This is a genomic window from Methylobacterium cerastii (genome assembly GCF_022179125.1).
Taxonomy (GTDB): domain Bacteria; phylum Pseudomonadota; class Alphaproteobacteria; order Rhizobiales; family Beijerinckiaceae; genus Methylobacterium; species Methylobacterium cerastii.
Genome location: NZ_BPQG01000036.1, coordinates 119,103 through 140,914, shown reverse-complemented (window position 1 = coordinate 140,914; position 21,812 = coordinate 119,103). Strand labels below are relative to the sequence as shown.

26 protein-coding genes and 1 pseudogene are annotated in these 21,812 nt (G+C 70.7%); 13 read left to right on the top strand and 14 right to left on the bottom strand.

Going from position 1 to position 21,812, the window contains the following annotated elements; all coding sequences use genetic code 11:
- Positions 1-11: 11 nt before the first annotated feature.
- Positions 12-512 (bottom strand): chemotaxis protein CheW, encoded by a 501-nt coding sequence (locus MFF13_RS13105; RefSeq protein ID WP_238272290.1) that lies wholly within the window; start codon positions 510-512, stop codon positions 12-14.
- A 431-nt stretch (positions 513-943) separates the two neighbouring features.
- Between MFF13_RS13105 and MFF13_RS13100 the strand changes: the two genes are divergently transcribed.
- The 8 genes from MFF13_RS13100 to MFF13_RS13065 all read left to right on the top strand — a co-directional run bounded on the left by MFF13_RS13100 (position 944) and on the right by MFF13_RS13065 (position 7,372).
- On the top strand, positions 944-2,719 hold the full coding sequence (locus MFF13_RS13100; RefSeq protein ID WP_147754013.1) for an acetolactate synthase 3 large subunit: 1,776 nt from the start codon (positions 944-946) through the stop codon (positions 2,717-2,719).
- Positions 2,720-2,853: 134 nt separating this feature from the next.
- Positions 2,854-3,396, top strand: coding sequence for an acetolactate synthase small subunit (gene ilvN / locus MFF13_RS13095; protein WP_147754014.1), 543 nt, complete (start codon positions 2,854-2,856; stop codon positions 3,394-3,396).
- Positions 3,397-3,415: 19 nt separating this feature from the next.
- A complete protein-coding gene (locus MFF13_RS13090) occupies positions 3,416-3,751 on the top strand; it encodes an AbrB/MazE/SpoVT family DNA-binding domain-containing protein (RefSeq protein WP_238272289.1) in 336 nt (111 codons plus the stop codon).
- Entirely contained in the window at positions 3,735-4,106 is a 372-nt protein-coding gene (locus tag MFF13_RS13085; RefSeq protein ID WP_147830502.1) for a type II toxin-antitoxin system PemK/MazF family toxin, read from the top strand. Before MFF13_RS13090 ends, MFF13_RS13085 begins: the two co-directional genes overlap by 17 nt.
- Entirely contained in the window at positions 4,103-4,741 is a 639-nt protein-coding gene (locus MFF13_RS13080) for a glutathione S-transferase family protein (protein WP_147830504.1), read from the top strand. Before MFF13_RS13085 ends, MFF13_RS13080 begins: the two co-directional genes overlap by 4 nt.
- An 85-nt stretch (positions 4,742-4,826) precedes the next feature.
- Positions 4,827-5,462: a TetR/AcrR family transcriptional regulator C-terminal domain-containing protein gene (locus MFF13_RS13075; RefSeq protein WP_147763789.1), complete on the top strand. Its 636-nt coding sequence runs from the start codon at positions 4,827-4,829 to the stop codon at positions 5,460-5,462.
- Positions 5,463-5,493: 31 nt separating this feature from the next.
- The gene (gene ilvC / locus MFF13_RS13070; protein ID WP_147754019.1) at positions 5,494-6,513 is read left to right on the top strand and encodes a ketol-acid reductoisomerase; all 1,020 of its coding nucleotides are present in this window, start codon (positions 5,494-5,496) and stop codon (positions 6,511-6,513) included.
- 205 nt (positions 6,514-6,718) lie between these two features.
- Positions 6,719-7,372, top strand: a complete 654-nt coding sequence (locus MFF13_RS13065; protein ID WP_147830508.1) for a pyridoxamine 5'-phosphate oxidase family protein — start codon at positions 6,719-6,721, stop codon at positions 7,370-7,372.
- A 3-nt stretch (positions 7,373-7,375) separates the two neighbouring features.
- Here MFF13_RS13065 and MFF13_RS13060 read toward each other — a convergent pair whose 3' ends face one another.
- From MFF13_RS13060 to MFF13_RS13045, 4 genes are all read right to left on the bottom strand, one after another.
- Positions 7,376-8,077 carry a haloacid dehalogenase type II gene (locus MFF13_RS13060; RefSeq protein ID WP_147830510.1) on the bottom strand — a complete coding sequence of 234 codons (702 nt, stop codon included), beginning with the start codon at positions 8,075-8,077 and terminating at the stop codon, positions 7,376-7,378.
- On the bottom strand, positions 8,077-9,141 hold the full coding sequence (trpS, locus tag MFF13_RS13055; RefSeq protein WP_147754022.1) for a tryptophan--tRNA ligase: 1,065 nt from the start codon (positions 9,139-9,141) through the stop codon (positions 8,077-8,079). Before trpS ends, MFF13_RS13060 begins: the two co-directional genes overlap by 1 nt.
- A gap of 293 nt (positions 9,142-9,434) precedes the next feature.
- Positions 9,435-10,202: an endonuclease III domain-containing protein gene (locus MFF13_RS13050; protein WP_147830512.1), complete on the bottom strand. Its 768-nt coding sequence runs from the start codon at positions 10,200-10,202 to the stop codon at positions 9,435-9,437.
- Positions 10,203-10,304: 102 nt separating this feature from the next.
- Positions 10,305-11,114: a GyrI-like domain-containing protein gene (locus tag MFF13_RS13045; protein WP_238272288.1), complete on the bottom strand. Its 810-nt coding sequence runs from the start codon at positions 11,112-11,114 to the stop codon at positions 10,305-10,307.
- A 313-nt stretch (positions 11,115-11,427) separates the two neighbouring features.
- Between MFF13_RS13045 and dapF the strand changes: the two genes are divergently transcribed.
- Both dapF and mtaB read left to right on the top strand, forming a co-directional pair.
- The gene (gene dapF / locus MFF13_RS13040) at positions 11,428-12,318 is read left to right on the top strand and encodes a diaminopimelate epimerase (protein WP_147829537.1); all 891 of its coding nucleotides are present in this window, start codon (positions 11,428-11,430) and stop codon (positions 12,316-12,318) included.
- A complete protein-coding gene (gene mtaB / locus MFF13_RS13035; RefSeq protein ID WP_147829539.1) occupies positions 12,318-13,556 on the top strand; it encodes a tRNA (N(6)-L-threonylcarbamoyladenosine(37)-C(2))-methylthiotransferase MtaB in 1,239 nt (412 codons plus the stop codon). Before dapF ends, mtaB begins: the two co-directional genes overlap by 1 nt.
- Positions 13,557-13,595: 39 nt before the next feature.
- Here mtaB and MFF13_RS13030 read toward each other — a convergent pair whose 3' ends face one another.
- Complete coding sequence (locus tag MFF13_RS13030; RefSeq protein ID WP_238272287.1) at positions 13,596-14,294, bottom strand: RluA family pseudouridine synthase; 699 nt, start codon at positions 14,292-14,294, stop codon at positions 13,596-13,598.
- Positions 14,295-14,336: 42 nt separating this feature from the next.
- Here MFF13_RS13030 and ftsY point away from each other — a divergent pair, with 42 nt between their 5' ends.
- Positions 14,337-15,722 (top strand): signal recognition particle-docking protein FtsY, encoded by a 1,386-nt coding sequence (ftsY, locus tag MFF13_RS13025; protein WP_147829543.1) that lies wholly within the window; start codon positions 14,337-14,339, stop codon positions 15,720-15,722.
- 43 nt (positions 15,723-15,765) lie between these two features.
- Here ftsY and MFF13_RS13020 read toward each other — a convergent pair whose 3' ends face one another.
- Positions 15,766-16,674 carry a LysR family transcriptional regulator gene (locus tag MFF13_RS13020; protein WP_238272286.1) on the bottom strand — a complete coding sequence of 303 codons (909 nt, stop codon included), beginning with the start codon at positions 16,672-16,674 and terminating at the stop codon, positions 15,766-15,768.
- Between the two features lie 92 nt (positions 16,675-16,766).
- On the opposite strand from MFF13_RS13020, the gene MFF13_RS13015 reads away from it, so the two are divergent.
- The gene (locus tag MFF13_RS13015; protein WP_238272285.1) at positions 16,767-17,699 is read left to right on the top strand and encodes an NAD-dependent epimerase/dehydratase family protein; all 933 of its coding nucleotides are present in this window, start codon (positions 16,767-16,769) and stop codon (positions 17,697-17,699) included.
- A gap of 133 nt (positions 17,700-17,832) precedes the next feature.
- Complete coding sequence (locus MFF13_RS13010) at positions 17,833-18,441, top strand: septation protein A (protein ID WP_238272298.1); 609 nt, start codon at positions 17,833-17,835, stop codon at positions 18,439-18,441.
- 117 nt (positions 18,442-18,558) lie between these two features.
- Here the strand turns inward: MFF13_RS13010 and MFF13_RS13005 are convergent, their stop codons facing one another.
- The 7 genes and pseudogenes from MFF13_RS13005 to MFF13_RS12975 all read right to left on the bottom strand — a co-directional run bounded on the left by MFF13_RS13005 (position 18,559) and on the right by MFF13_RS12975 (position 21,732).
- Positions 18,559-19,152, bottom strand: coding sequence for a DsbE family thiol:disulfide interchange protein (locus MFF13_RS13005; RefSeq protein ID WP_147829547.1), 594 nt, complete (start codon positions 19,150-19,152; stop codon positions 18,559-18,561).
- Entirely contained in the window at positions 19,149-19,301 is a 153-nt protein-coding gene (gene ccmD / locus MFF13_RS13000; RefSeq protein ID WP_147829549.1) for a heme exporter protein CcmD, read from the bottom strand. The genes MFF13_RS13005 and ccmD overlap by 4 nt, the downstream gene beginning before the upstream one ends.
- A gap of 39 nt (positions 19,302-19,340) precedes the next feature.
- A pseudogene (locus MFF13_RS12995) lies at positions 19,341-19,821 on the bottom strand (VOC family protein).
- A gap of 35 nt (positions 19,822-19,856) precedes the next feature.
- Entirely contained in the window at positions 19,857-20,657 is an 801-nt protein-coding gene (locus MFF13_RS12990; RefSeq protein ID WP_147751419.1) for a heme ABC transporter permease, read from the bottom strand.
- 83 nt (positions 20,658-20,740) lie between these two features.
- The gene (locus MFF13_RS12985; protein ID WP_147751420.1) at positions 20,741-21,010 is read right to left on the bottom strand and encodes a Txe/YoeB family addiction module toxin; all 270 of its coding nucleotides are present in this window, start codon (positions 21,008-21,010) and stop codon (positions 20,741-20,743) included.
- Positions 21,007-21,261 carry a type II toxin-antitoxin system Phd/YefM family antitoxin gene (locus MFF13_RS12980; RefSeq protein WP_147751421.1) on the bottom strand — a complete coding sequence of 85 codons (255 nt, stop codon included), beginning with the start codon at positions 21,259-21,261 and terminating at the stop codon, positions 21,007-21,009. The genes MFF13_RS12985 and MFF13_RS12980 overlap by 4 nt, the downstream gene beginning before the upstream one ends.
- A gap of 123 nt (positions 21,262-21,384) precedes the next feature.
- The gene (locus MFF13_RS12975) at positions 21,385-21,732 is read right to left on the bottom strand and encodes a DUF4189 domain-containing protein (protein ID WP_147751422.1); all 348 of its coding nucleotides are present in this window, start codon (positions 21,730-21,732) and stop codon (positions 21,385-21,387) included.
- Positions 21,733-21,812 lie beyond the last annotated feature (80 nt).

Below are 21,812 nucleotides of genomic sequence, written 5' to 3'. Positions count from 1 at the left end.
CCGCCGTCCGCTCAGGCGGCCGGCAGCGCGGCGAGGCGCGCCTTCGCCGCCCGCGTCAGGGCGCCGACCCGGGCGCGCTCCTCGGCGCCGAGCAGGCGCTCCGGGTCGAGGGCGTGGATCAGCCGGTCGCCCTGGGCGATCTCGGCGGACACGCAGCCGTTCAGACTCGCCTGCGCCGCCACCGGCCGGATCGCCTCGGGCTCGATGGTCACGAGGTCGGTCACCCGGTCGACGAGCCAGGCCCCAGCGGCGTCCGGCGTCAGGATCAAGTGGGCGTAGGGACCGGGATCGTGCGCCCCCTCGCGCAGGCCGAGGAGGCGCGCGAGGTCGACGACCGGCACCGGATCGCCGCCGAGGTTGAGGAAGCCGGCGAGCCACCCGCCGGCGGCCGGCGGGCGAAACAGGTCCGGCAGCGGCAGCACCTCGCCGGCCGCAGAGCGCGGCAGGGCGCAGGGCGTGCCCGCGACGTCGAGGAGCAGGTAGCTGAGCGAGGCCGTCTCGGGCTGGGCCACCGGCGTTCCGTGCACTCGCGCTCGCTGGGCTGAGGATATGAGGATCGTTGATAGGCCCGGCGCCGAGCCGGGGCAATCGCGCGGCGCGCCCTGGGGCCGGCCTGCGGCAAATGCTTCGCGGAGGCCCGATCCCTGATGAAGACCTCGCGCCCCGCCCGAATGCCGTTGACCATCGCCGGAGCGTTCGTTAAGACACCCGTCACTTTTCACGCGGAGCGCCATGCGGGCGGCCTGCGTTGGGCGAAAGATCGATCGCGATGAAGACGATCCTTATCGTAGCGGAAGCGCCATCGACGGGGCGGCCCTGAACTCAGGGCCGCGATCCGGGCGGTGGCGCATGCAGGGTCCCTCGCGGGGCCCTTTTTTGTTGCCCGCGCCCGATCGACGACATCGAGACGACGAAGACCAGCAAGACGAGTAGGAGGAAGACGATGGGCGGCGAGGTCATGACCGGGGCCGAGATGGTCATCCGGGCGTTTAAGGATCAGGGTGTCGACACGTTGTTCGGGTATCCCGGCGGCGCGGTGCTGCCGATCTACGACGCGCTCTTTCACCAGGAGGCGGTCAAGCACGTGCTGGTCCGCCACGAGCAGGGCGCCGTGCACGCCGCCGAGGGCTATGCCCGCTCGTCCGGCAAGGTCGGCTGCGTGCTCGTCACCTCGGGCCCGGGCGCGACCAACATCGTCACCGGCCTGACCGACGCGCTGCTCGATTCGATCCCGCTCGTCTGCATCACCGGCCAGGTCCCGACGCACCTGATCGGCACCGACGCGTTCCAAGAGTGCGACACGGTCGGCATCACGCGCCACTGCACGAAGCACAACTACCTGGTCAAATCGATCGACGACCTGCCGCGCATCCTGCACGAGGCCTTCTACGTCGCCTCGCACGGCCGGCCCGGCCCCGTCGTCGTCGACCTGCCCAAGGACATCCAGTTCGCGAGCGGGCTCTACGAGCGTCCCTCGGTCGACGGCCACAAGACCTACAAGCCGGCGGTCAAGGGCGACGCGGACAAGATCCGTACGGCCGTCGAGCTGATGGCGGGCGCGCGCCGCCCGGTCTTCTACACCGGCGGCGGCGTGATCAATTCCGGCCCCGAGGCCTCGCGCCTGCTGCGCGAACTCGTCGCCGAGACGGGCTACCCGGTCACCTCGACCCTGATGGGGCTCGGCGCCTTCCCGGCCTCCGACGACAAGTTCCTTGGGATGCTCGGGATGCACGGCACCTACGAGGCCAACCTCGCGATGCACGAGTGCGACGTGATGATCTGCGTCGGCGCGCGGTTCGACGACCGCATCACCGGCCGCCTCGACGCGTTCTCGCCGTTCTCGAAGAAGATCCACATCGACGTCGACGCCTCCTCGATCAACAAGGTGGTCAAGGTCGACGTCGGCATCGTCGGCGACTGCGCGAGCGTGCTGTCCGACATGCTGGAGGCCTGGCACGCCCTGCCGGCGCGGCCCGAGAAGTCCAACCTCGACGGGTGGTTCGCCAAGATCCGCACCTGGCGGGCGCGCGAGTGCCTCGCCTACTGGCCCTCGGGCACGATCATCAAGCCGCAGCATGCGGTGCAGCGCCTCTACGAGGCGTGCAAGGACCGCGAGACCTACATCACGACGGAGGTCGGCCAGCACCAGATGTGGGCGGCGCAGTACTTCAAGTTCGAGGAGCCGAACCGCTGGATGACCTCCGGCGGCCTCGGCACCATGGGCTACGGCCTGCCGGCGGCCATCGGCACGCAGCTGGCCCATCCCAAGGGCCTGGTCATCGACATCGCGGGCGAAGCCTCGATCCTGATGAACATGCAGGAGCTCTCGACCGCGGTGCAGTACCGCCTGCCGGTCAAGATCTTCATCCTGAACAACGAGTACATGGGCATGGTGCGCCAGTGGCAGGAGCTGCTGCACGGCTCGCGCTACTCGCAGAGCTACTCGGAGAGCCTGCCGGACTTCGTCAAGCTGGCGGAGGCCTACGGCGCCAAGGGCATCCGCTGCGACAAGCCGGGCGACCTCGACGCGGCGATCGCCGAGATGCTCGACTACGACGGCCCGGTCGTCTTCGACTGCATCGTCGACAAGAAGGAAAACTGCTTCCCGATGATCCCGTCGGGCAAGGCGCACAACGAGATGCTGCTCTCCGACTACCTTGGCGAGACCGGAATGGAGATCGGCGACGTGATCTCCGAGGAAGGCAAGATGCTGGTGTAGGCTTCGGTGGCGGCCCGACCCTGCGGTCGGGCCGCGATCCGCCGCATCGGCGGCGACGCGCAGCCGCGCCCGCCTCGCCCCAGGGGTGCGAGGCCGCGGATTGGACGAACTGGACGACGAGGACGCGCCCCGCAATGAACGCCATGAACACCCACTATCCCGACGCCGGCAAGATCGAAGCCGTCAACCGGCACACCCTCGCCGTGATCGTCGACAACGAGCCGGGCGTGCTCGCGCGCATCTCCGGGATGTTCTCGGGGCGCGGCTACAACATCGAGAGCCTGACGGTGTCGGAGACGGAGGAGGCGCGCCACCTCTCGCGCATCACCATCGTCACCGCCGGCACCAACGCGGTGATCGACCAGATCAAGGCGCAGCTCGACCGCCTCGTGCCCGTGCACCGGGTCGTCGACCTGACCCTCCAGGGCAGCGCGCTCGAGCGCGAGTTGTGCCTCGTGAAGGTGGCGGGGCAGGGCGAGCATCGCGGCGAGGCGCTGCGGCTCGCCGCCGCCTTCGGCGCCAAGACGCTGGACGCGACGCTGACCTCCTTCGTGTTCGAGCTCACCGGCGCGACCGAGGAGATCGACCGCTTCATCCGCCTGATGACCGTGCTCGGCCTCGTCGAGATCTCCCGCACCGGCATCGCCGCCATGGGCCGGGGCGCCGACCCGATGTGATTTCGCGAGAGCCGGCGCTATGATGGTGCCGGCTCGCGAAAGGAGCGTCGGGATGGAAGGGAAACTGGAACGATCTGGTCAGGCGTTCGCCGTCCGGTTGTCTGCGGACGACGTCCGCTCGCATGGCCTCAGCGAGGGCCAGACCGTCGAGGTGACGGCGAAGGACCGTATCGTCACGACGACAGATGCCGGCCCTCACGCTCAGGGCCGCCGGCACGTGAACGGGATCCCGGTCTTCACGATGGCCGAGATGGTCGCGGAAGCGCGCCGCCTCGGACCCGCGTTCGAGCCTCCCACCGTCGATTGGGGACCGGATCGCGGATCCGAGATCATCGACGATGACGACCCCCGCTGAGCGGCGGGCGCGTCCCGGCGAATTGCTCCTCGTCGACCTGGAGCCCGTCCGCGGGACCGAGCAGAACTGCCGCCGTCCGGCCCTGGTGGTCTCGAACGACGAGATGCACCTGCTGGCTTGCCGCGTCATCGTCTGCCCGATCACCCGGAACCGCGATCCCTGGCCGACGAAGGTGATGTTGCCGGCTGGTCTCGCGGCTGAGGGCGCGGTGCTGGTCGATCAGGTCCGCTCGATCGATCGGGACGCACGCATTCTCAGATCACTCGGTTTCGTGCCGGACGTGGTCCTCGCCGAGGTCCGCGGCAGGCTCGCGACGCTTCTCAGCCTCCTCAGCGACGACGGTGCACGCCCATGACGACCCTCTACTACGCCCCCGGCGCCTGCTCGCTCGCCTCGCACATCGCCCTGGAGGAAGCAGGCGCGCCCTACGACACCGTGCGCCTCGACCTCGCCGCCGGCGACCAGCGGGCGCCGGAATACCTCGCGATCAACGAGCGCGGCCGGGTGCCGGCCCTGGTCGTGGGCGACTGGGTCCTCACCGAGAACAGCGCCATCCTGCGCCACGTCGCCCGCGCGCACCCGGAGGCGCGGCTCTGGCCCGAGGACCTGACGGCGCAGGCGGTGGCCGACGAGTGGTTGTGCTGGCTCGCGACCAACCACCACCCGGCCTACGCCCACATCCGGCGGGCGGAGCGCTACAGCGACGACGAGGCGGCGCTGCCCGGCATCCGCGCCAAGGCGGCCGACACCTTCGGCGACCTCTGCACGATGACCGAGGTCCGACTCTCGAACGGCGGCTGGGCGGTGGAGGACCGCTATGGCGTGGTCGACGCCTACCTGATGGTGTTCTGGGTCTGGGCCCGCGGGCCGACCCTGCGCTTCGACATGCCGGCCCGGTTCCCGGCCTGGACCGCCCACGCGTGCGCCATGGCCGAACGGCCGGCCGTGCAAGCCGTCTTCGCCCGCGAAGGCCTGCCGCTTCCGGCCTAAGGCATCCCCTGACCGTCGCCCTTGCGATCCAGAACGAATCGCCCTATCAGGCGAACCGTACGGTACGGTACGGTTTTAGCGCACGATGGCATCTGGCTCGGCGATCCACGACGCGACCCCTTCCGTCCGCCAGCAAGCCGTCCTGGACGCGGTGCTGGACCTGATGGTGGAGGAGGGCGACCAGCTCACGATGGATGCGGTCGCGCGCCGTGCGAGCTGCTCCAAGGAGACCCTGTACAAGTGGTTCCGCGACCGCGACGGCCTGCTCACCGCGACGGTGCGATGGCAGGCCTCCCGCGTGCGCACCGGCCAGTACGAGGCGCACGCCCTCGACGTCGCCGCCCTGAGCGAGAGCCTGCGCGATTTCGCGACGACCTGGCTCGGCGTGATCTCGAGCCGGGCTTCGATCGCCCTCAACCGCATCGCCATCGGCGACGCGGCGTCGCGCAAAAGCAACCTCGGCAGCATCGTCCTCGCCAACGGGCGCTTCGCGATCGGCGACCGGCTGAAACCGGTGCTGGAGGCGGGCCGCGCGGCGGGGCTGCTCGCCTTCGACGACACCGAGACCGCCTTCCGCACCTTCTTCGGCCTCGTCGGCCGCGACGTGCAGATCAGACTTCTGCTCGGCGATGCGATCACCTTCGACGCCGCCGAGATCAGACGCGACGCCGCCCGCGCGGTGGAGCAGTTCCTGGCCCTCTACGGCCAGCCCAAGCGCTAACCACACCCCTTCACCAGAGAGGACCAACACTATGAGGGTTTACTACGATCGCGACGCCGACCTGAACCTGATCAAGGGCAAGAAGGTCGTCATCGTCGGCTACGGCAGCCAGGGCCACGCCCACGCGCTCAACCTGCGCGATTCCGGCGTGAAGGACATCGCCATCGCCCTGCGCGCGGGCTCGGCCACCGCCAAGAAGGCCGAAGGCCAGGGCTTCAAGGTAATGTCGGTCGCCGACGCCGCCAAGTGGGCCGACGTGGTGATGATGCTCACCCCGGACGAGCTGCAGGGCGACATCTACAAGGAGTCGCTGGAGCCGAACATGAAGCAGGGCGCCGCCCTGCTGTTCGCCCACGGCCTCAACGTTCACTTCAACCTGATCGAGCCGCGGTCCGACCTCGACGTGCTGATGGTCGCCCCGAAGGGCCCGGGCCACACCGTGCGCTCCGAGTACCTGCGCGGCGGCGGCGTGCCGACGCTGATCGCGATCGCCCAGGACGCCTCCGGCAACGCCCACGACCTCGGCCTGTCCTACGCCTCCGCCAACGGCGGCGGCCGCGCGGGCATCATCGAGACTACGTTCAAGGAAGAGTGCGAGACCGACCTGTTCGGCGAGCAGGCCGTGCTCTGCGGCGGCGTCGTCGACCTGATCAAGGCCGGCTTCGAGACCCTGGTCGAGGCGGGCTACGCCCCCGAGATGGCCTATTTCGAGTGCCTGCACGAGGTGAAGCTCATCGTCGACCTCATCTACGAGGGCGGCATCGCCAACATGAACTACTCGATCTCGAACACCGCCGAGTACGGCGAGTACGTCACCGGCCCGCGCATCGTCACCGCCGAGACCAAGGCCGAGATGAAGCGCGTCCTCGACGACATCCAGTCGGGCAAGTTCACCCGCGACTGGATGCTGGAGAACAAGGTCGGCCAGACCTCGTTCAAGGCCACCCGCGCCAAGCTCGCCCGTCACCCGATCGAGGAGGTCGGCGCCAAGCTCCGCGGCATGATGCCGTGGATCTCCGAGAAGGCGCTGGTCGACAAGACCAAGAATTGATCCGTTCGGACGTTCGGTCGAGCCCTTCCAGGCGACCATGATCGATGAAGGCCGGCCCCGTGGAAGCGGGGCCGGCCTTTTTCATGCGGCGGGCAAACTCGGCAATTGCCCGCGCCGACGTTTGCGGGGACAGTGCCGCCGCGAAAGTCCGAGACAACTCCGCGACGCAAGGATCGCGGAGGCTCGGCCGGCTCGGGAGGAAACCATGGCCTCGCTCTATTCGGACGCGCACCGCGCGCTCCAGCAGGAGTTCAAGACCACCAAGCTCGCCGACCGCCTCGACACCCAGTGGGTGCACGAGACGATCCAGGACGACGAGGCGGCCTTCATCGGCTCGCGCGACATGTTCTTCCTGTCGACAGTCGATCCCGACGGCATGCCGACGGTGTCGTACAAGGGCGGCGGCCCCGGCTTCGTGAAGGTCGTGGACGACCACACGCTGGTGTTCCCGGGCTTCGACGGCAACGGCATGTTCTACTCGATGGGCAACATCGAGGGGCAGGCCAAGGTCGGGCTGCTGTTCATCGACTTCGAGACGCCGCACCGCGTCCGCGTGCAGGGCACCGCGACGCTGCTGCGCGACGATCCCCTGATGGCGCACTACACCGAGGCCAAGTACCTGGTACGCGTCGACGTGGTGAAGATCTGGGTCAACTGCCCGCGCTACATCCATAAGTACGAGAAGATCGCACAGAACAAGTACGTCCCGACGCCGGGCCGCGAGACGCCGCTGGCCGCGTGGAAGCGCTTGGACTTGGCCGGCGACGTGATCTCCGACGCGGACAAGGCCCGCGTCGCGAAGGAAGGCCGCCTGGAGGTGCCGGAATACGAGGCGCTGGTCGCCCGCGGCGAGGCGTAGGTCTCAAACGCCGAGCTGGCGCGCGAGGTCGGCGAGGTCGGCGGCCGCATAGGTCACCGGCACGCCGGGCGCGGTCTCGCCGCCGGCCGGCCCGTGCTCGCGCGGGCGGGCGATGTGGGCGGTCGCCAGCCCATGCTGCGCCGCCGCCGCGAGGTCGAGCGAATGCGCTGCGACCATCAAGGTCTCGGAGGCCGAGAAGCCCAAGGCCGCGACCGCGTCCCGGTAGAGCGCGGGCTTCGGCTTGTAGTCGCGGGAATAGCCCGCCCCGAGGATGGCATCGAACGTGAAGCCGTTGCGCCGGGCGAGGTCGACCATCAGCCGGACATGCCCGTTCGAGACGGGCGCGAGCAGGTGGGCCGCCCGCAGGCGCACGAGCGCATCCGGCACCTCCGGCCACGCATCGAGCCGGTGCCAGGCCAGGACAAGGTCGGCCAGGACCGCCTCGGGAACCCCGTCGATCCCGAAGGCAGCCAGCACCGCGGGCAGCGACTCCGCCTGGAGCGCGTCGAGGTCGACGTAGCCGCGGGCGCCGGAGCGCACCGTCTCCATCGACGGCCCGTAGCGCGCCCGCCACGCATCGGCGAAGGCACCGCCATCGAGCTGCGGGGCATAGGGCGCGAGCAGCTGCTCCGCCTCACGCGCCACGCCCGAGCGCCAATCCACCAGCGTCCCGAAGACGTCGAAGATCAGGGCCCGGACCGCCATCACACGCTGCGCAGGCGCGTGCGGCGGACGAAGCCGACGATGTCCTTGACCGCATCGAGCGTCGGCGCGGCGATGGCCTCGGCCCGCTCCGAACCGTCGGCCAGCACCGCGTCGATGTGGGCGGGATCGGCGGTGAGCCGCTTCATCTCGGCGGCGATCGGCGCCAGCGTCTCGACGGCGAGCTCGACGAGCGCGCCCTTGAAGGCCGAGAACTGCGCGCCGCCGTAATCGGCGAGCACCGCGTCGCGGGTGGTGCCCTTGAGCCCGGCGAAGATGCCGACGAGGTTGTCGGCCTCCGGTCGGCCGGCAAGGCCAGCGGCTTCCGAAGGGAGGGCGTCGGGATCGGTCTTGGCCCGGCGCACCTTGCTGGCGATCGCGTCGGAATCGTCGGTGAGGTTGATGCGCGAATTGTCCGAGGCGTCGGACTTCGACATCTTCTTGGTGCCGTCGCGCAGGCTCATCACCCGGGCGGCCGGCCCGCCGATCAGCGGCTCGGTGATCGGGAAGAAGCCGGCGCCCTCGTCGTGCCCGTGCGCTGCGATCGAGCCGGCGAAGTCGGTGTTGAACTTCTGAGCGATGTCGCGGGTCAGCTCGAGATGCTGCTTCTGGTCCTCGCCGACTGGCACGTGCGTCGCGCGGTAGGCGAGGATGTCGGCGGCCATCAGCACGGGATAGGCGTACAGGCCGATCGAGGCCGCCTCGCGGTCCTTGCCGGCCTTGTCCTTGAACTGGGTCATGCGGTTGAGCCAGCCGAGGCGCGCGACGCAGTTGAACACCCAGGCGAGCTCGGCGTGCTGCGGCACCTGGCTCTGGTTGAACACGATCGAGCGCTTCGGATCGATGCCGGCGGCCAGGAACGCGGCGGTGACCTCGCGGATCTGACCCTTCAGCGCCTCCGGGTCCTGCCACAAGGTGATCGCGTGCAGGTCGACGACGCAGTACAGGCACTGCGCCTCGCGCGCCTGCATCTCGACGAAGCGCTTGATCGCCCCGAGGTAGTTGCCGAGATGCAGGTTGCCCGTCGGCTGCACGCCCGAGAACACCAGTTCCTTGAACGCGGCCATCGGCGCGGTCCCTCGAATGCCGGGCCGAGGCGATCTCGCGTCCCTGGAAGGGCGGGTTTCTGGCACCCGGGGGACGAGCCGGTCAAGGCGAGGGGCGACTACGGCTCAGGGCAATCGCCTGAAAGCGCTGGCCCTGTCTTTCTGACGCCCTCAATCGCCGACGCCCGCCTCCACGAGCACAAACTTTCGCCCCGCTACGCTTTGCAGGACCGAAGTCCTGAAAGGCCCGGTCCTCCGCGAGCGCTCTTCGCGCCCTCAAGTTGCTGAACGCGGCTTCGACCGACCGCTATTGTCTATGGCTCGCGGTAGGCCACCTGCGCGCTCGGGCAGAGGTCGACGAGCACGCAGCGGCAGCAGGCGGGCTTGCGGTGGTGGCAGACCTGCTGGCCGTGCAGCATCAGGATCTCGTGGTTGTCGTAGAGGTCCTGGGCCGACCAGTCGGCGGGAAGCTGCGACCTCAAGATCGGGTGCGACGGGCCGACATCCATCTTCGGACCGATCAGCCCGAGGCGCTGGGCGACGCGGTGGTGGTGGCTGTCCACCGGCAGAGCCGCCATGCGCAGCACCGAGAACGACAGCACGGCTGCGCTGGTCTTGGGGCCGATTCCGGGGATCGCCTCGAGCCAGGCCCGCGCCGCGTCCACCGTCATCTCCCCCAGGAAGTCGAGCGACAGGCCGCCGTGGCGCGCCTCCACCGCCCGCAGAACGGCCTGGATGCGCGGCGCCTTCAGCTCCGGCCAGGTCACGCCGCGGATCGTCTCCTCGATCGCCTCCACCGGGGCGGCGAGCAGGTCCGCCCAGTCCGGAAAGCGCGCGCGCAACGCCTTGAACGCACGGCCCGAATCGGCGTTGCGGGTGCGGTGCGAGAGCAGCGACGAGACCAGCTCGGAGAGCGGATCGAGGCTGTGGAAGTACGGGATCGGGCAACCGTAGACCGGGCACAGCCGGCGGTGGATCTCCAGCGCCTTCGCCGTGAGGTCGGCGGGCGGCCCATCCGTCGCCGCGGCTGCGCGGAGAGGGCGGGCGGCGGCGAAGAGGTCGTGGCGGTTCGCGCTGGGCATGGGGGCGGAATCCGCGAGGATTCCCGCCGGTTCCCCAGCCCGATGCCGCAGGGTTAGAACATGTTCTTCACGCGAGCCGGCATCCACCTCGCTTGGAAATGCTCAACGGGTCAGCGCGTAGATGTTCACGTCGAGCTTGTCGTCGGCCTTGTCGGCGAGGTCGGTGACGTATTCCTCGATGAAACGGTCCTGGACGACGATGTCCTTGGCGTCGAGGTAGGTCGTCAGGGTCTCGTAGGTGCCGTCGATGTCGTCGTAGGAGCCCTTGTGCGGGAAGCGCAGGGCCTTGCCGGACGGGGTGGTGCCGAAGCGCAGGCCGTCGGCGGCGGTCGGCGCCGGGTCGGGCGCGGACGCCACTGGGATCATCGCCTCGTAGGCGAAGCCGTCGTCGTCGGTCCGGGTGAAGACCGCGAGCGGGCGACCGGTCGGCGCGATGCCGGCCTTGGCCAGGTCGGCCTCGATCCGGGCGAAGGCGTCCTTAAGGCTCGGCACCGCCTCGTCCCACTTCGTCTTGCCGGCCAGGATCGCGGCGGGCTTGGCCGGCAACGTCACCGCGTCCACGTCGTCGGCGTTGGCCGGCGCCTCCACCAGGGTTTTTCGCCCGGAGGTCTGGGGAGGGGACGAGGAAGGAGCCTGCGCTTGCGGCGGGGCAGGAGGCGGCGCGGCGGCGGGGGACGGCGCCGAAGGCAGGGTCGGCGCGGTGATCGCCTTCTCGGGCGCGGGCGCGGCGGACTTGTTCGGGTCGGCCGGCGGGTTCGGCGCGGTGGTCGTCGGCAGCGGATCGGTGACCGCGGGGGAGGGCGCCGTCGAGGCCGGCGGCGGGGGCTGCTGCGCCAGGGCGGGCAGGCTCCCGCAGGCGGCGGCGGAGGCGGCAAGGAGGCCGGCGACGAGCGTGAGGCGAGGGCGGGTCAAGGCGGCGCTCCGGGGAAGGCAGTGGAGGCGAGGGCAGTGGAGGCAAAGGAAAAGGAGACAAGGGCGTCGAGGCTACGGCCGAGGCCGCCGCGAACCGAATCGGTACGGTCCCGTCTCGCCCGAAGGTAGTGACGAACACCGTCCTTCGCGAGGCCATGCACGCGCGTTCCGATCGCACGGTGCGCGGACGCGGCGGATCTGCCACGCCCCTCGCGCCGGAGGCCGGCCTTGCCATATACGGTGCTCCGACGGGCTCTCGGACGACGCCCGGCCCCCACCCCCGCGACGACGCGGTTCGAACCACCATGGCCGCATGAGCGCACTCGCCCACAGACGCTTCCTGAAGATGCACGGCGCCGGCAACGCGATCGTGGTGCTGGACCTGCGCGGCACCGACATCCGCGTCGCCCCCGAGGAGGCGCGCGCCATCGCCGCCGATCCGGCCTCGAGCTTCGACCAGCTGATGGTGCTGCACGATTCCGCGAGCCGCGGCGCCGACGCGTTCATGCGGATCTACAACACCGACGGCTCGGAATCGGGCGCCTGCGGCAACGGCACCCGCTGCGTCGCCTACGCGATGCTCGACGACCCGGCCATGGCGCGGCCCGTCGAGACCGGGCGGCTGGTGCTGGAGACGGTCGCCGGCCGCGTCGAGGTCAAGCGCGTCGCCGAACGCTCCTTCACCGTCGACATGGGCCGCCCGCGCCTCGCCTGGAACGAGATCCCGCTGCGCGATCCGTTCCCGGACACGCGGCGGATCGAGCTGCAGATCGGGCCGATCGACGACCCCATCCTGCATTCGCCGGGCGCGGTGAACATGGGCAACCCGCACGCGGTCTTCTTCACCGATCGCGACCCCGACACGTTCGACCTCGGGCAGATCGGCCCGATGCTGGAGAACCATCCGATCTTCCCCGAGCGCGCCAACATCTCTGTGGCGCAGGTCCGGGGGCGGGAGGCGATCAAGCTCCGGGTCTGGGAGCGCGGCGCCGGCTTGACGCTGGCCTGCGGCACCGCCGCCTGCGCCGCCGTCGTCGCCGCCTCGCGCCTCAGGATGATCGGCCGGCAGGCCACCGTGAGCCTGCCCGGCGGCGACCTGTTCGTGGAGTGGCGCGCCGACGACCACGTGCTGATGACCGGCCCGGTCTTCCTCGTCGCCGAAGGCCGGTTCGCACCCGCCCTGTTCGCCCAGGACGCCGCCTGATGGCGGTCGAGACGCTGACCTTCGGCTGCCGGCTGAACACGGTCGAGGCCGAGGTGATGCGCGGCCTTGCGGAGCCAGGAGCGCATGGGCGCGACCGCGTCGTGGTCAACACCTGCGCCGTCACCACGGAAGCCGGGAGGCAGGCGCGCAAGGCGATCCGCCGCCTGCACCGCGAGCGGCCCGACGCCGAGATCGTCGTCACCGGCTGCGGCGCGCAGATCGAGACCGCCGCCTACGCCGCGATGCCCGAGGTCGCCCGGCTGGTCGGCAACGGCGACAAGCTCTCGCCCGCGGCCTGGCGGCCGGACGCGAAAGGTGCGCGCGACGCGGTCGGCGACGTGTTCGCCGCCCGGCACGCCGAGCCGACGCGGATCGCGGGCGTGGCCGGGCACACCCGCGCCTTCGTGCCTGTGCAGAACGGCTGCGACCACCGCTGCACCTTCTGCGTCATCCCGTTCGGGCGCGGGCATTCGCGCTCGGTGGCGCCCGACGCGGCGATCGCGCAGGTCCGGCGCATCGTCGCCCACGGTGGGCGCGAGGTCGTGCTGACCGGCGTCGACCTCACCGCCTACGGCCGCGACTTCTCGAACGCTGGCGAGAGCCTCGGCACGCTGGTCCTGGCGATCCTCGCCGCGGTGCCGGAGCTGTCGCGCCTGCGCCTGTCCTCGATCGATTCGATCGAGGCCGACGACACCCTGATGCGGGCGATCGGCGACGAGCCCCGGCTGATGCCGCACCTGCACCTGTCGCTCCAGGCCGGCGACGACCTCGTGCTCAAGCGGATGAAGCGCCGGCATGGGCGCGCCGACGCGATCCGCTTCTGCGACGCGGTGCGGCGCCTGCGGCCGGACGCGGTGTTCGGCGCCGACCTCATCGCCGGCTTCCCGACCGAGACCGAGGACCAGTTCGCCCGCTCCCTCGACCTCGTCGCGGAATGCGGGCTGACGCATCTCCACGTCTTCCCGTACTCGCCCCGCCCGGGGACGCCGGCCGCGCGGATGCCGCCGGTTGCGCCCGAGGTCGTCCGCGCCCGCGCCGCGCGCCTGCGTGCGGCGGGCGAGGCGGCCCTCCTCCGCCACCTCGACGGCGAGGTCGGCCGGTCGCACCGGGTGCTGGCGGAGCGCGGCGGCGTCGGCCGCACCGAAGGGTTCACGCCGGTGCGGATCGCGGCGGAGCCCGGCACGATCCTCGACGTGACGATCGCCGGGCACGACGGCCGCGCGCTGCTGGCCGCCTGATCGCAAGCGAACCGGCGCGTGGCCGCCCCGGTCCGAGGGTCACCCGGCCCAGCCGCAGGCCGACAGCCCGTCCCGCATGTGCTCGGGTGCCGGCGCCTCGGCGACCACGGGCGGCTTCTTCGGGTAGAGCGGCAAGGCGAGGCCGCGCGCATGCAGTTGCAGGCCGGGGCCGCCGTGGCGGGCCGCGGTGCCGTAGATCGGATCCCCGACGATCGGGAACCCCGATGCGGCGCAGTGCACCCGGAGCTGATGGGTGCGGCCGGTGACCGGGATCAGCTCGAGCCAGGCCTGGCTCGCGGACCGACCGAGCACGCGCCAGCGCGTCGTCGACGGGTCGCCGGCCGGGTCGGCCTTCATCCACCACGAGCGTGGATCGCTCGACCGCCGTGCGAGCGGCAGGTCGATCTGGCCCTCGTCGTCCGGGGGCGCACCCTCGACCAGCGCCCAGTAGGTCTTCCGCGCCTGCGCGTTGGCGAACAGCTTGTTGAGGCGCGCCAGCGCCTGCGCATGACGCCCGAGGGCTAAGCAGCCGGAGGTGTCGCGGTCGAGCCGGTGCGCGGCCTCCGGGCGCCGCGGCAGGCCGAAGCGCAGGCCGTCGAGGTGGTCGGTCAGGGTCTCGCCGCCCTTGGGCCCCGGATGCACCGGCAAACCCGCGGGCTTGTCGATGACGAGGACCAGGGCATCGCGGTAGAGCAGGCGCACGCCTATGTCAGACGAGAATGCGGCAGGCGACGACATGCCTCCCGGCTAACGGTGCCGGGGCGCGGGAGCAAGGACGACATGAGCCAAGACGAGAAGCCGGGCTGGTTCGGCCGCCTGTTCGGGCGCAAGGGCGCGACCGAAGCCCCCGAGCCGCCGCCGGACTCGCCCGCCTCCCCGGCGGAAGGGCAGCCGGACTTCGCCACGGCTGCCGACGACGTGGCGCACGTGCCGCTGCCGCCGGCCGAGCCGTCGCCGGTCGACCCCGAGCGGAACGCGGTGCCCGACGAGATCGAAGGCGCCGACCTTCAGCCGATCGCGGGCGAGCCCGAGACGCCCCCCTCCGGCACCGCCGGCGACGACCCGGCCCGCGGCGCCGAGCCTGCCGACACCACGACGGTCGCCCGCGAGCCGGTGACCGCGCCCGACGCTGGGCCTGAGGCCGGCGCCGGCGCGCCGGACATCCAACCGGTCGACGTCGCGGCCGCGCTCGCTCACGACGCCCTCGCCGACGACGAGACGGCATCGGAGCCGGCGTCGGAGAAGCGCGGCTGGTGGACCCGGCTGACCTCGGGGATGAAGCGGACCTCGTCGGCCCTGTCCGACCGGGTCACCGGCCTGTTCACGAAGCGCAAGCTCGACGCCAACACCTTGGAGGACCTGGAGGACGCGCTGATCCAGGCCGATTTCGGCGTCGAGACCGCGACGCGGATCTCGGATGCCGTGGGCAAGGGCCGCTACGAGAAGGGCATCTCCCCCGACGAGGTCCGGGCGATCCTGGCGACCGAGGTCGAGCGGGCGCTGGAGCCGGTGGCCAAGCCCCTGGTCGTCGATCCCACCAAGAAGCCGTTCGTGATCCTGATGATCGGCGTGAACGGCGCCGGCAAGACCACGACGCTGGGCAAGCTGTCGCTCAGCCTTAAGGCGGAGGGCCGCTCGGTGATGCTGGCGGCGGGCGACACCTTCCGCGCCGCCGCGATCGAGCAGCTGAAGGTCTGGGGCGAGCGCACCGGCACGCCGGTGGTGAGCGGGGCGCAGGGCGCGGACGCGGCGGGGCTGGCCTTCGACGCCCTCAAGCGCGCGAAGGCCGAGGGCACCGACGTGCTCCTGATCGACACCGCCGGCCGGCTGCAGAACAAGGCCGGGCTGATGGCGGAGCTGGAAAAGATCATCCGCGTGCTGCGCAAGAGCGATCCCGAGGCGCCGCATGCGACGCTGCTGGTTCTCGACGCCACCGTCGGCCAGAACGCCCTGTCCCAAGTCGAGCTGTTCTCGAAAGCCGCGCCGGTCTCGGGGCTGGTGATGACCAAGCTCGACGGCACAGCCCGCGGCGGCATCCTGATCGCGCTGGCCGCGAAGTTCGGCCTGCCGGTGCACTTCATCGGCGTCGGCGAGGGCGTCGACGACCTGGAGCCGTTCGCGGCGCGCGACTTCGCGCGGGCGATCGCGGGGCTGGAGAAGGGCTGACGCCCGACGCGGACCGAACGGCCTGCAGTGCAGTCGCGGGTCGTCAGCAGGTCGCCGTCGCGCCGGGTGCCGCCTCCGAAAGGTCGAGCCCTTCGACCAAGGCATCGAACACCGCGCGACAGCGGGCGTTCGTCTTCAGGTCCTCGTGCATCACGATCCAGAGGGGCAGCGTCAGGGTGATCGCGGGCAGGACGCGCACCAGCGCCGGGTCGCGCCGGGCGATCGCCACCTGGCAGATGCCGATGCCGAACCCTGACCGGATCGCGGCGACCTGGGCGAGGTTGCTGTCGGCCCTCAGAGCGAACGTGCGCCGGTCGAGCGGCGGCAACCGGGCGGCCATGGCCCGAAGCGCCGGGGTCTCGGTGTCGTAGCCGATCACGTCATGGGCTGAGAGGTCGCCGATGGCGGCCGGCGTCCCGGCTCGGTCCAGGTAGTCGCGGTGGGCGTGGAACCCGAGATCCACCGGCGGCAGGCGGCGCGCCAGCAACGCCCCCTGGGTCGGCTCGACCATGCGGATCGCGATGTCCGCCTCGCGCGCGAGCAGGTCGCCGACCACGTCCGAGAGCGCCAGCTCGATCGCCAGAGCGGGATGCGCCCGCCTGAGCCGGGTCAGGATCGGCGGCAAGTGCTCGACGCCGACGACGTCGCTCGCCGTGATCCGCACCGTCCCGGCGAAGTCGCCCTGGGCGCCGCTGGCGGCCCGCAGCAACGCGGCGGCGGTCGTCGCCATGGTCCGCGCGTGCGGGCGCAGCGACACCGCAAGCTCGGTCGGTTCGAGCCCGCGCTGCGACCGCACGAACAGGTCGGCGCCCAGCGCCGACTCCAGCGCATCCACGTGGCGGGCGACGGTCGGTTGCGTCGTCCCGAGCGCACGCGCGGCTGCCGACAGCGAGCCAGCGTCGAGCACGGCGAGCAGAGTGCGATAGAGCGCCCAATCGGGATCGTGGTTCATCCGTTTGCGTATAGCAGGACCACGGACTTCGCCAATTTTCGATGTGCCCGCCGAGGTGCATCGTCCTGCCTTCAGCGATGAGGGACAGGACGATGACGCAGCAGATCACGATCTTCGGCTACGGCGCGGTCGGGCGGCCGATCGCCGAGCGGCTGGCCGCACGCGGAGACCGCATGCGGGTCGCAACCCGCACACGCCCGGCGGACCTCCAGGCCGGCGTCGAGCATCAGGTCTGCGACGTCCTGAATCCTGCCGACGTGCGGCGCGCGCTCGACGGGTCGGCGCAGGCGGTACTCGCGGTCGGCTTCCCCTACGACGCGCGGGTGTGGCGGACGGCCTGGCCGCGAACGATGCACGCCGTGGTCGAGGGCTGCGCCGAGGCGGGGGCGCGGCTGGTCTTCATCGACAACCTCTACCAACTCGGGCCGCAGACGGCGCCGCGCACCGAGGACATGCCGCTGACCGCAGGCGGCGAGAAGCCGGCGATCCTGGCCGAGGTCACCCGGATCTGGCAGGGAGCGCGAGCCCGCGTGCCGGTGGCGGCCCTGCGCTGCTCCGATTTCTACGGACCCGGCGTCGCCAACTCCCATCTCGGCGCCTTCGCATTCGGTGCGCTGGCGAAGGGCCGGCCGGCGCAATTGCTCGTGCCGGCCGACACGGCGCACGACTTCGCCTACGTCCCGGACGTCGCGCGGGCGGCTTTGCTGCTTCTCGACGCCCCCGACGCGGATTTCGGGCAGGCCTGGAACGTTCCGTGCGCGCCGACGCGGAGCCCGCGCGCCCTGCTGACGATGGGCGCCGGCGTGCTCGGCAAGCGGCTCAGGCTGTGGGCCGTCCCCTTCGCGATGCTGCGGCCGCTCGGGCTGGTCTACCGCTTCGCGCGCGAGGTGGCCGATGTCGGATTCACCTGGGATCGTGCCTACGTGATCGACGGCGGCAAGTTCGCCCGCCGCTTCGGCTTCGTGCCGACCCCGTTCGAAGTGGGCGTGCCGGCCACCGTCCGCCGTTTCGCCGAGGCGCGTTGACGGGGGCGAGGACACGATGGCGCAGGGCCGGCCGGCATCCGGCCCGTGCCGGCAGCCCCGGTGGACCGCACCCGTCGTCATCGATACAGACGCATCGACGCGATGGGCCCGTTCCGGCTCCCTGGCCAGCATGATGCAGATCGAATCCGTACCCCCGCGCCGACACCTCGCGCCGCTCCCCAAGCTGGCGCTCGAACTCGGGCCGCTGGTGATCTTCTTCCTCGGCAACGCCTACGCCGAGCGCTTCGGCGTAGACCCCGACCACAAGCTGTTCGTGGCGACCGGGGTGTTCATCGTGGCGACCGTCGTGGCGCTCGCCGTGCACTTCGCCCTGGTGCGCCGGCTGCCGATCATGCCGATGGTGTCGGGCGTGGTGGTCGTCGTCTTCGGCGGGCTGACGCTCTACCTGCAGGACAAGACCTTCATCATGGTGAAGCCCACCATCGTGAACACGCTGTTCGGCCTGGTGCTGCTCGGCGGCCTCGCCTTCGGCAAGTCCCTGCTCTCGGTGGTGCTCGACTCGGTGTTCTCGCTCACCGACGAGGGCTGGCGGAAGCTGACCTTCCGCTGGGGGCTGTTCTTCCTGGCGCTCGCCGTGCTCAACGAGGCGGTGTGGCGGACGCAGAGCGAAGATTTCTGGGTGAACTTCAAGGTGTTCGGCATCATGCCGCTCACCGTCGTGTTCGCGCTCGCCCAGACGCCGCTATTGACCCGCTACGAGCGCAGGAAGTCCGACGTGTAACGGCGCGCAGGTTCTCGCGCAGAGACAGCCCCGACGGCGTCGGCCGGCGGCAAGCGCGACCGCGCGCCGCCGCCGGTGCGGCGGACGGCCCGCCAGGGCCAACGAAGAATTTCCTTCCTACTTCGCGGCTACCTTGCCGGCCGCGCGGATCTTGGCGATCACCTCGGCGAGATTTTCCGGGGTGACGATACCGACGAGCTTGTCGCGGATCACGCCGTCCGGGCCGATGATGAAGGTCTCGGGCACGCCGTAGACACCGAAATCGATGCCGACGCGGCCGGTCTCGTCGTGGCCCACCGCCTGGAACGGCACGCCGTTGCGCGTCAGGAACCGGCGTCCGTTCTCGGCGGCGTCCTTGTAGTCGATCCCGACGAGCCGGATGCCGGGCTCGCGCGCCAAGCGCATCAGCATCGGATGCTCGACCTGGCACGGCGCGCACCACGAGGCCCAGACGTTGAGCACCGTGACGCCGCCCTTCAGGTCGGCGCTCGACAGGCCGGGCACCGGCTTGCCGTCGGCGGTGAGGCCGGCCACCGCCGGCAGGGTGAAGCTCGGCACCGGCTTGCCGATCAGCGCCGAGGGGAGGGCGGCTGGGTCGGCGCCGGAGCGCAGGCGCAGGAAGAACACCGCCGCCAGCACCGCGAAGGCCAGCACCGGGACGACGACGAGGAGCGAGCGGCGGACCGGCTCCGGAGGGGTCTCGACGCTCACCGGCGATCCTCCGCCTGGAGCTGGGACAGCGCCCGCCGCTGCGCGCGCCGGTCGCGGACCGCGTTGAGCACGAGCCCCGCCATCACCAGCGCGGTGAAGGCGTAGGAGGCGAGAATGAAGCCGCCGTGGCTGCCGAGGTCGAGACTCATGCGTTTATGAAATCCGAAGGAGCTTGTGCAGAAGCGCGCTCATGCCTGCGCCGCCCGCTCGAGGGCGGCGACGTCCAGCTTGACCATGGTCTGCATGGCCGCGAAGACGCGGGCCGAGACGGCGGGGTTGGGGTCGGCCAGGAGGCGCGGCAGCACCTCCGGCACGATCTGCCAGGGCACGCCCCAGCGGTCGCGAAGCCAGCCGCACATGATGGCGCCGCCCCCGTCGGCGATGAGGCCCGCCCAGAGCCGGTCGACCTCCGCCTGGTCGGCGCAGGCGACCGAGATCGAGGCCGCCATGCCGTACTCGGCCGGCGTGCCGCCGTTCAGCGCCTGAAAACTCTGGCCGCCGAGGGTGAAGGCGACGAGGATCGCATCGCCGGCCGCCCCGCCCGGCCACGCGCTGGATGCGGTCGATGCGCGAGTCCGGAACGAGGTCGACGTAGAGGCGGACCGCCGCCTCCGCGTCGGTGCCGAACCACAGGCAGGTGCTCGCTTTCGTCGGGCTCGCCTTGGTCATCAGCCGCATCTCCCTTGCGGACGGCGCGTCCGCGATCAGACCGCCTGGCCGAGGGGCAGGGCGCGACCGGCCTCGGAGGCCGTCACGGTCGAGCCGGCGTCGAGGCGCTCCGCCTCGCGGATCGTCAGCGTCCGCACGCGGCGGCGCATGATCTCGGTGCGCATCGCGTAGAGGTGCAGAGTGGTGCCGCCGAGGGTGGCGGCACCGATCATCACCAGCAGCGGGTAGAGCATCGACGGGTCGATGGTCGAGCCGCCCATGCGCAGGATCGAGGCCGGCTGGTGCAGAGTCGACCACCAGTTCACGGAGAACTTGATGATCGGCAGGTTGATCGCGCCGACGAGCGTCAGGATCGCGACGGAGCGGGCGGCCCGGTTCGGATCCTCCATCGTCCGCCACAGGGCAATGATGCCGCAATAGATCAGGAACAGGATCAGCATCGAGGTGAGCCGCGCGTCCCAGACCCAGTAGGTGCCCCACATCGGCTTGCCCCAGAGCGAGCCGGTGACGAGGCAGATCAGGGTGAAGGCCGCCCCGATCGGGGCTGCGGCGCGCTGCGCCACGTCGGCGAGCGGATGGCGCCAGACCAAGGTGCCGATCGCCGACAGGCTCATCGAGCCGTAGAAGAACACCCCGAGCCAGGCCGCAGGCACGTGGATGAACATGATCCGCACGGTCTCGCCCTGCTGGTAGTCTGGCGGGGCGACGAACCACGACAGGTACAGCCCGAGCGCGAGGATCGCGGTCGAGATCGCGGCGAGCCACGGCACCAGCGTGCCGGACCAGCGCATGAAGTGGCTCGGGTTGGACAGGCGCGTCCAGAGGGGCGTCGACATGGGCCATGTCTTAGCGCGGGGTGCGGTGCAGCGGCAATGCGCACGTCTGGCGCAGGGGGACGCCGAGCTGGAGGCCGCCGAGCTCAGGCGTAGCGCCACCGGCATTGCAGGATCTCGACGGCCTGCGTCTCACCATGGCCGCCGACCCGGTAGACGAGGCGGTGGGAGCCGGTGATCCGCCGAGACCACCATCCGCTCAGGTTGCCGCGCAGCGGCTCGGGTTTGCCGATGCCGGTGAACGGCGTCCGCCGGACCTCGCGGATCAAATCGTTGATGCGCTTGAGGGTTGCGGGGTCGGATGCCTGCCAGAACAGGTAATCTTCCCAGGCGTGGTCGGCCCAGAGGAGCTTCACCCCTCGATCAGATCGTGTTCGGACCCGCCACCGGCCTCGATCTGGGCGGCGGCTTCGAGAAGCCGCTTCGCGTTGGCCGGCGTGCCGAGGAGATGGAGCGTCTCGCGCAGCTGATCGAGTTCTGCGAGCGGCAGAATCACGAGAGGCTCGTGGTTCTGCCGCGTGACGACCAGTTCCGATCGGTCGTTCTCAACCTGGTCGAGATGCGCGGCGAAGTTCCGCCGAAGCTCGGTCAAGCCGACTTGCGCCATGACAACCATCCGATCTGTACAGGAGAACGTACATATCGCGCGATGATGCCACGGCGCAAGGTCGAGCGCGGAAGGATCGTGCTTCGCGGACCCGGAAGCCCGTCGGCGTTCAGGCGCCCCGGATCATTCGCACTCGGAAAGGACGAGCTTGCAGTTCGGACACTTGTCGAAGGCCATCTCCTTGGCGGCGGCCTCGGTGCGGCCCCAGCCGACGCCGTAGGTGGTGCGGTTGGAGACGTAGGCGCCGCAGCTGTCGAAGCGGGCCACGACCTTGCAGTTGTCGTTGCCCATCTTGGCGCATTGCCGCATCGCGGCGGCGCCGGCGGCCTCGCGCGAATCGCCCCAGCCGATGCCGTAGCCCTCGTCGCCGGCCTTCTGGCCCTCTTCGGTGTCCACGGCGAAGGCGCCGGCGGCGGCGGCGGGTGCGGTCGCGAGAAGCGCCAGGAGCAGCGCGGACATCAGGGTCTTCATCGGTACGTCCCCATCGAATCTGACAGGGCGGGCGAACCCTTCGCGCCGCCCCTGCAGGACGTCTGATAAGGCAGTGCGGC